General features: G+C 57.1%; 7 protein-coding genes and 1 pseudogene. 5 read left to right on the forward strand and 3 right to left on the reverse strand.

Annotated features, from left to right (window positions below; translation table 11 throughout):
- Positions 1-35 precede the first annotated feature (35 nt).
- Positions 36-1,217 carry a beta-ketothiolase BktB gene (gene bktB / locus FJ956_RS03985; RefSeq protein ID WP_140677828.1) on the reverse strand — a complete coding sequence of 394 codons (1,182 nt, stop codon included), beginning with the start codon at positions 1,215-1,217 and terminating at the stop codon, positions 36-38.
- A gap of 310 nt (positions 1,218-1,527) precedes the next feature.
- Between bktB and FJ956_RS03990 the strand changes: the two genes are divergently transcribed.
- Genes FJ956_RS03990 through FJ956_RS04000 form a run of 3 tightly spaced genes read left to right on the forward strand, consistent with a single transcriptional unit; the run spans position 1,528 to position 4,495 of the window.
- Entirely contained in the window at positions 1,528-2,550 is a 1,023-nt protein-coding gene (locus FJ956_RS03990; protein ID WP_181170211.1) for an acyl-CoA dehydrogenase family protein, read from the forward strand.
- Positions 2,540-3,685: an acyl-CoA dehydrogenase family protein gene (locus FJ956_RS03995; RefSeq protein ID WP_140677824.1), complete on the forward strand. Its 1,146-nt coding sequence runs from the start codon at positions 2,540-2,542 to the stop codon at positions 3,683-3,685. The genes FJ956_RS03990 and FJ956_RS03995 overlap by 11 nt, the downstream gene beginning before the upstream one ends.
- A 6-nt stretch (positions 3,686-3,691) precedes the next feature.
- Positions 3,692-4,495, forward strand: a complete 804-nt coding sequence (locus tag FJ956_RS04000) for a crotonase/enoyl-CoA hydratase family protein (RefSeq protein ID WP_140677822.1) — start codon at positions 3,692-3,694, stop codon at positions 4,493-4,495.
- A 5-nt stretch (positions 4,496-4,500) separates the two neighbouring features.
- Here the strand turns inward: FJ956_RS04000 and FJ956_RS04005 are convergent, their stop codons facing one another.
- A complete protein-coding gene (locus tag FJ956_RS04005) occupies positions 4,501-5,274 on the reverse strand; it encodes an IclR family transcriptional regulator C-terminal domain-containing protein (RefSeq protein WP_140677820.1) in 774 nt (257 codons plus the stop codon).
- Between the two features lie 67 nt (positions 5,275-5,341).
- Between FJ956_RS04005 and FJ956_RS04010 the strand changes: the two genes are divergently transcribed.
- Complete coding sequence (locus FJ956_RS04010) at positions 5,342-6,622, forward strand: CaiB/BaiF CoA-transferase family protein (RefSeq protein WP_140677818.1); 1,281 nt, start codon at positions 5,342-5,344, stop codon at positions 6,620-6,622.
- Between the two features lie 11 nt (positions 6,623-6,633).
- On the opposite strand, the pseudogene FJ956_RS04015 reads toward FJ956_RS04010, so the two are convergent.
- Positions 6,634-6,741: pseudogene (locus tag FJ956_RS04015) on the reverse strand (transposase domain-containing protein); the annotation flags it as partial.
- A gap of 299 nt (positions 6,742-7,040) precedes the next feature.
- Between FJ956_RS04015 and FJ956_RS04020 the strand changes: the two are divergent.
- Positions 7,041-7,634: an SOS response-associated peptidase gene (locus FJ956_RS04020; RefSeq protein WP_140677816.1), complete on the forward strand. Its 594-nt coding sequence runs from the start codon at positions 7,041-7,043 to the stop codon at positions 7,632-7,634.
- The last annotated feature ends 184 nt before the right edge of the window (positions 7,635-7,818 follow it).

Consider the following 7,818-nt stretch of genomic DNA (forward strand, 5'->3'; position numbering starts at 1 on the left):
AGCCCCTAACTCTCCAGACTGACACTTGCCTGGTGTCAGGCTCGCTCTACGACAATAGCAATGCCTTGACCGCCGCCGATGCACATCGTGGCGAGGCCGTAGCGCCCGTTCGTACGGACAAGCTCATAAAGCAGCTTTACGAGGATCATGGCGCCAGAGGCACCGACTGGATGCCCGAGTGCAACAGCCCCGCCGTTGGGGTTCACGCGTTCATCAGCGAAGCCAAGTTCGCGGCTGACTGCGCAAGCCTGGACGGCAAAAGCTTCATTGCTTTCGATGACATCCAACTGATCAGTCGAAATGCCGCCCCTTTCGAGAGCCGATCTTACCGCCGGAATTGGGCCCAGCCCCATCACTGATGGATCGACACCGCCTAAGCCAGAAGCAACTATTCGCGCTAGGATGTTCACACCGCGACTTACGGCATGATCTTCGCGTTCGAGCACGAGTGCTGCTGCACCATCATTGATCCCGCTCGCATTGCCGGCTGTGACCGTACCATGCTTGAGGAAAACGGGCCGGAGTTGGGCAAGGTCTTGAAGGGTTAATGCTGGCCTGACATGTTCGTCGGTGGAAAATTCTGTGGTCTTGCTCCCACGTTTGACCTGGATAGGAAGGATCTGGTCTTTGAAGCGTCCGTCGGCGATCGCCTGGGCCGCTCGTCTGTGAGACTCCAGCGCGAAGCTATCCTGCTCTTTCCTGCCGATGCCTTGGTTTCGTGCAATGTTCTCCGCGGTCACACCCATGTGACCATTGCCAAAAGGATCTGTTAGGGCACCGACCATCATATCGATCGCTGTTACATCACCCATCTTTTGCCCTCGACGAGCTTGTGTGAGAAGGTGTCCGGCACGGCTCATGACTTCGACGCCACCAACGAGCGCCGTGCCGCAGTTCCCCAAAGCAATTTGTTCCGAACCTGACACCACGGCCTGGAGACCAGACCCGCAAAGCCGGTTCAAAGTGATGGCTGGTGTCGACTCCGGGCATCCAGCACGCTGCGAGACAACCCGTGAAAGGTACATATCCTCTGGGGCGGTGTGAATAACATGGCCAAAAACAGCTTGTCCGACATCCGATGGTTCGAGAGACCCACGGCGCAACGCCTCCGTGGCAACCAGGGTGCCAAGGTCGCAAGGGGAAAGGCTTGCCAGAGAACCCCCGAAGTCTCCGATGGCCGTTCGGACCGCACCGGTAATTACGACGGAATTCGTCATATCGACTTACCATTAGACACAATTGCTGACGCCGCGTGGCGTTCATCGCCAAGCTACAGAGTCGGATAGCAACCTCAATGAAATTGTGTTTCTCAGAGTGAAACACATTGAAGCTGCGATGCCCTGCCGACTGATATATCCCTCTGGATCGACAGGGCCCGAAATCGATGGTCAATCGCGGCAGTGGTTAGTTGCAGCCCGATCCGTCGTCGAGGTCCCGTCGATCGCGATAGCAGAACACTCCAACCGTGCTGGACCCGGTGCGGAACGCCGATGTGGCGGAAACCCAGAACCGAGGAAGCGGGGCAATATGTCCAGTATGATCTTGGATACTGCTGAGAAGATCTTTACGCGAAACGCTAACGTCCTCTCTCCGGGCACGTTCGATGTTGTGCATTGGACCGAGGTAGAGGCTTCCGGTTTCACGCTTGCATTATTGGCCGAGGAAGCTGGCGGATTTGGCCTGTCTGCCGGGGATGCAACGTCGATCTTGCGCGTTTCAGCAAAACACGCGTCCCGCCTGCCGTTAGCGGAGACGATGCTGGCCAATTGGTTGCTTGCCGATTCCGGGCTTCCAATCGCAAACGGCGTGACGACAATTGCACTGGTCGATGCCCTCCCAAGCGAGAACTGCCGATCCGTCGTCGCGACGCGTGTGCCGTGGGCGAGAGCATCTGGCGCTGTTGTTGTCGTCGCGCTTGACGGCCGGATCGGCAGTTTCGACTCCCCCAGAATTGTGGCGCACGGAATGAATTTCGCAGGCGAGGCTCGGGACGATATCGAGCTGGTGTGGTCCGAAGAGATATCAAAGGCCAAGGCACCGCGGCGCTTCGAAACTTACTTGGCGCTTTGTGCGCTGTTGCGTGTCATCGGCCTGGCTGGTTCTGCGGAAGCGGCACTTAAGCTTTCGGTGGAATACGCAAACGATCGCGTTCAGTTCGGCCGGCCCATCGGACGCAATCAGGTCATCCAGCACCAGCTCGCAATCATGGCCTCGCATGTGGCGGCAAGTACTGCCGCCGCGGATATGGCGGCAACTGCGTTCCCACTTGTCCTGACCGACGAAGATCGATTCAAGACGATCGTAGCTTCGGCGAAGATCCGAGCTGGCGAGGCCGCAGGCATTTGCGCGTCCATCGCCCATCAGGTGCACGGCGCCATTGGCATTACCGAAGAATATCGCCTGCACAATCTGACAAAGCAGCTTTGGTCGTGGCGTGACGAGTATGGCAACGAAGCATTCTGGTCGGAAGTGCTGGCTGACCAGATGCTGTCCATGAAAACGCCGTCCCCTTGGCAGTTCCTGTCCCGAGAAGCCGTCCATGTCGATTAGTTTTGATCCAGCCCCATCAGTTGAAGAGTTCGGTGAGCTGCGAAGGGATGTTCGCGCTCACATGGACAGCAATCTTGGAAGTGATTTCTCCAACGCGAAAAGAGCGCATTCCTGGTTGGGCTTCGATGCCGCGTTCTCGCGAAGCCTCGGCAAGCGTGGCTGGGTGGGAATGACGCTTCCCAAGAAGTATGGCGGTCACGAGCGCACCGCTATGGAGCGCTATGTGGTGATGGAGGAACTCCTCGCTGCTGGCGCCCCCGTCTTTGCGCATTGGGTTGCTGACCGGCAGAGCGCGCCGCTACTCCTTCACTATGGAACCGAAGAGCAGAGACTTGAGATTCTTCCCAGAATAGCTGCCGGAGAATGCTGCTTCTGCATCGGCATGTCAGAGCCGAACAGCGGATCTGACCTCGCAGCGGCGCAAACGCGTGCGACCAGGAAAGACGAGGGCTACTGCGTCAACGGCACCAAGCTTTGGACCACGAACGCTCACAAAGCCCACTACATGACTTTGCTTGCACGAACCGACAAGTCGGACGAACGTCATGGCGGGATGAGCCAATTCCTGGTCGACATGCGAACGCCCGGGATCGAGGTCAGGCCGATTATCGATCTCGCCGGCGAGCATGAGTTCAACGAGGTCAGGTTTGACGACGTGCTTCTGCCGCCCACAGCACTTCTCGGCAACGAAGGTGACGGCTGGAAACAGGTTATGGGAGAGCTGGCGTTCGAGCGTTCGGGCCCTGAGCGCTTCCTTTCGTCCTTTGCCCTACTCAACGAACTGGTTCGGGTCCTGTCGGATGCGCCAGATCGACAGGCGCGGCAAGCGATCGGACGCCTTCTCGGGCATCTGATGGTGCTGCGTCATATGTCCCAGTCTGTCGCTGGGATGCTCCAACGCGGCGAAAACCCTACCCTTCAGGCGACGATCGTGAAAGACCTGGGCACCATCATTGAGCAGGAGATACCTGAAATTGCCAGAACACTCGTCAAGGTCGAAGGCAGCCTAGAGTCGGCAGACACGTTTGCGGCGACCTTTGCAAGAACGCTTCTCGCGGCACCCAGCTTTTCGCTACGGGGAGGCACCCGAGAAATTCTGCGTGGCATCATCGCACGTGGCCTTGGACTGAGGTGAAAGAAAATGGACCTGATTGTACGCGAGAAAGTCGAGAGCGGCGTTCTCCTTCTGCGGCTCAACGATCCGTCTACCAGGAATGCGATCTCCGAACTTGCGATGATCGAGGCGCTTCTCGGCGCGATTGCCGAGGCAGAGGGCAATCCCGCCGTTCGGGTCATTATCCTGACGGGCGAAGGATCAAGCTTCTCGTCTGGCGGGAATATCAAGAAGCTTGGCAGAGGTGCAGGATATCAAGACAATGTTCCGGCCCAGACGCGTCTGAACTACAAATCCGGTATCCAGCGGTTGCCGCTGGCTTTCGAAAAGCTGGAAGTACCTGTGATCGCAGCGATCAATGGGCCGGCCATCGGAGCAGGTCTAGACCTCGCTCTAATGTGCGATATCCGCATCGCGTCCGAAGCTGCGAAATTCGCTGAAAGTTTTGTCAAGCTCGGCATTATACCCGGCGACGGCGGCGCTTGGCTGCTTCCGCGTATTGTCGGCTTCGCGAAAGCATCGGAGCTCGCCTTAACAGGCGATACGATCGACGCGGCTGAGGGTTTGGCAATCGGTCTTGTGTCGCGGGTCGTCCCACCCGCTGCCCTTTTGCCCGAGGCGCAGAAAATTGCTGGTCGAATCGCGTCTAATCCTCGGCATGCGGTTCGGATGACGAAGCAGCTTCTGCGGCAGGCCCACCGACTGTCGCTAAATCAAACCTTGGAATTGTCGTCTGCTTTTCAAGCTCTTGCTCACGAAACGCGCGATCACGAAGAAGCTGTGGCGGCAGTTCGCGAGAAGCGAAAGCCGAACTTCCAGGTTGATCTATGACGCGATCAAATACCGGCTTTAGCCAAGGCGTCTGCTATTTCTGCAGCTGCAGATTGCAACGGGCCAAGATAGGTTTCGACGGCCGCCTCATGCGTCACGGTCTGCTTGAGGAACATCATGTTCAGCGCCCCGTAGCTATGACCGTCCTGTTGCACAGGAACGGCCATCGCCCAAATCTTCCCCTTGTATTCGCGCTGGCTGTAACCCTCATCCATAAGGGCATATCCAGCGTTCCGGATTTCCTCAAGGCTCTTCAAAATGCGTTGTCTGCTTGGCATCTTTGGCGTTGTTGCTGTCAATCGCTTCAAGATCGCGTCGGTTTCCTCGGGTCCACAAGACGCAAGGTAGGCTTTGCCGACAGATGTGGCCAACATTGGTGCTCGGAAGCCGGAGTTCCGATTGAAGTTGAACGGCCCGGACGAACGGGACGTTTGGACCAAAATCATAGCGTCGTCATCGCGGATGACGAAGTCAGAGGGCCAACCTTGGGCTTCGCGAAACTTCGCCAGGATTTCTGCACACGCCTCCGACGCTGTGTCGTATCGACTGAAACCGGTACTCAACTGGAGCACGCGACCTGTCACGCTGTAGGTGCCGTTCACTGCGTCGCGAGCGACGTAGCCGGCATGAATCAAAGTCTCCAGCATGCGGATGATCGTCGATTTGTCTACGCCGGTTTCCCAGTGAATGGTTCGAACGGTGGCGGGATTCTTCCGATTGAGCACACGAAGCACTTCCAGCCCTCTCAACACCGCTTCGACTGGTTTGTACGATGCCATTTCCACCTCCGATCTGCGTACCAAAATGAAACTACATTTCAAGCAATGAAACTAGAGGGTCACTGATATGGTGAAGCGCGGACAAACGCAAGGTGCACTATCCGGCATCAAGATTCTTGACCTCAGTCGAGTGCTGGCCGGACCCTGGGCGACGCAGATCCTTGGTGATCTTGGCGCAGGAGTTATCAAAGTGGAGCAGCCGAACAAAGGCGACGACACCCGCGCTTGGGGACCGCCCTACTTCGATGACGGTCACGGCGGAGAGCGCCAAAGTGCCTACTTCATGGCTTGCAATCGCAACAAGAAATCAATCGTTGTCGACTTCTCCAAACCGGAAGGAGCGGAGATTATTCGCAAACTCGCCTCAAGCGTCGATGTCGTCGTCGAGAACTTCAAGGTTGGCGGGCTTAAGAAGTTTGGCCTCGATGAAGCGTCACTGAGGGCCATAAATCCCAACCTGATTTACTGCTCAATCACAGGTTTTGGGCCGACTGGACCATATGCCCATCGAGGAGGGTATGACCTACTGATGCAGGCAATGGGTGGGCTGATGAGTCTTACCGGCCCGGCGGCAGGCCAACCGGGCTCTGAGCCGACGAAAGTCGGCGTCCCGGTGATCGATCTCTTTACGGGTCTTTACGCAGCAGTCTCGATCCTCGCAGCTCTTCACCACAGGACACGAACCGGCGAGGGGCAACTGATCGACTGCGCTCTTCTCGATACGGCTTTGGCTATTCTCGCGAACCAAGGCATGAATTATCTTCTTGGTGGAACTGCCCCCCAACGGAAAGGTAACGCTCACCCAAACGTGGTTCCGTACCGAAATTTCGAAACCGCAGATGGAGAGGTCATTGTAGCGGTGGGCAACGATGGCCAGTTCATCAAGTTTTGCCAACTCCTTGGACGCGCCGATTTGGCTGAAAATCCCCGGTATGCAGCGAATTCGATGCGTGTCTTGAATCGTGTTGAGCTCGAGATGGAAATCAGTGACGCATTGCTATCATGGCGCCGGGATGATCTTGTTCGTAGGATGTCGGAACGCGGCGTTCCGGGGGGGCCGATAAATCGAGTGGACCAGGCCTTTGCAGACCCACAGGTGAAAGCCCGGCATGTTGTTGAGCTTCATTCAAATGCGAATGGAGTAGATATTCCATTTACCAGGTATCCCAGTCTCCTAAGTGCAACGCCGGCGAAAATCCGCACCGTCCCCCCTGCGCTGGGAGAGCATACACATGACGTCCTTCGGGACTGGTTGAAGCTAGGCCCCGCGGAGATAAAAGACCTTGAGGAGCAATCCGTAATTCAAGATCGAATGGCGAATATGCAGTTCGATCGTAAGGTGTTCTAAGGCCACGGCATTTAGCTCGGGCGCCCGAAAGCAGGCCAAGGCAGCAGGTCGTCGATCTGGCTATTCGGATGGCTGTTGACGATCATGGTGAGTACATCGGCGAGATAGCCGAGTGGCTCGTAAGCGGTGTTTCCAGGCCACCTTTCGGAAGTGATCGCGATCTGGAAGGTTGTTGCCGATCCTGTATTTGGATCGGAGATAGGCTTGTGTCTGCACTTGACCTTACGCTTGACCCGGAGCGGCAGCCTCGGCGCTTCGAGGTGAAGATACCTGCGCCGCTCGGAAGGCCTTTGTTGCGGCTGCAAAGGAGGCGGATATTCTGGTTGAGCGAAACCCGTGGGGTTGATCACCCGCCGCTTTCCATGGCGCCTTCGCTTGCCCTAATATCAACAGAGGTCGCCCAAGTCTGGAGCCGTCCATGTGCAACGATTACGAGCAGCATATTATTTGGGCTGAGTATTGCCGGATGATGGCGTCGCTGGCGCTCAAAGTCCCCACCCGCCAAACCGAACTCGATTTGCCTCAGGTGGACGACATCCGCATTAATGACCCGGCACCAATAATGCGCGCCGCTGATAACACGATCGAGCTTGCATCGATGACGTTCGGATTCGCGCCGGCCGGACCAAAAGGCGGGCCTGTGTTCAACTTCCGCTCCGAAGGGCGGCAATTCGGGAACAGCAAACGCTGCCTCGTTCCTGCGTCCGCGTTCTTCGAATTCACAGGTACGAAGTATCCGAAGGCGAAACATCGCTTCACACTCAACGGCTCTCCATTCATGGCCGTCGCTGGGCTTTGGCGTGAAGCTGTCGGCAACAAGCCGCCCACCTTCACCATGCTGACGACCGATCCCGGGCCGGATGTTGCGCCGTATCACAATCGACAGGTTGTGGTTCTTCAACCGGAAAATTGGGCGGCATGGATCAACCTGACGAAGCCCGAGGCTGAGCTTTTGCGGCCGCTTCCAGCCGGCTCGCTATCGGTGGAGACAATTCGCCCCGAAAGCTCCTGACTCAGCTGCGTAATATCTCCGGCACGCTGAGGGGGCCAAGATTGAGAACGGGTGTGTATTCGCCCGTGCGGCGCCAGACGCCGCGCACCTTTCCATTCACCCGATCAGTACTCATCCGGTGAAGACCGCAGGCGTGCGTATTCGGCGACCATGAGCACCGCGGTGCTGGGGTCAAGCTTTCGAT

This window comes from Mesorhizobium sp. B2-4-3, from assembly GCF_006442815.1.
In the GTDB taxonomy this organism is placed as follows: Bacteria; Pseudomonadota; Alphaproteobacteria; order Rhizobiales; family Rhizobiaceae; genus Mesorhizobium.

What these genes read in the sequence shown, in the direction of transcription:
- bktB (WP_140677828.1), bottom strand. Translation starts at nt 1,217, where the DNA reads ATGACGAATTCCGTCGTAATTACCGGTGCGGTCCGAACGGCCATCGGA.
- FJ956_RS03990 (WP_181170211.1), top strand. Translation starts at nt 1,528, where the DNA reads ATGTCCAGTATGATCTTGGATACTGCTGAGAAGATCTTTACGCGAAAC.
- FJ956_RS03995 (WP_140677824.1), top strand. Translation starts at nt 2,540, where the DNA reads ATGTCGATTAGTTTTGATCCAGCCCCATCAGTTGAAGAGTTCGGTGAG.
- FJ956_RS04000 (WP_140677822.1), top strand. Translation starts at nt 3,692, where the DNA reads ATGGACCTGATTGTACGCGAGAAAGTCGAGAGCGGCGTTCTCCTTCTG.
- FJ956_RS04005 (WP_140677820.1), bottom strand. Translation starts at nt 5,274, where the DNA reads ATGGCATCGTACAAACCAGTCGAAGCGGTGTTGAGAGGGCTGGAAGTG.
- FJ956_RS04010 (WP_140677818.1), top strand. Translation starts at nt 5,342, where the DNA reads ATGGTGAAGCGCGGACAAACGCAAGGTGCACTATCCGGCATCAAGATT.
- FJ956_RS04020 (WP_140677816.1), top strand. Translation starts at nt 7,041, where the DNA reads ATGTGCAACGATTACGAGCAGCATATTATTTGGGCTGAGTATTGCCGG.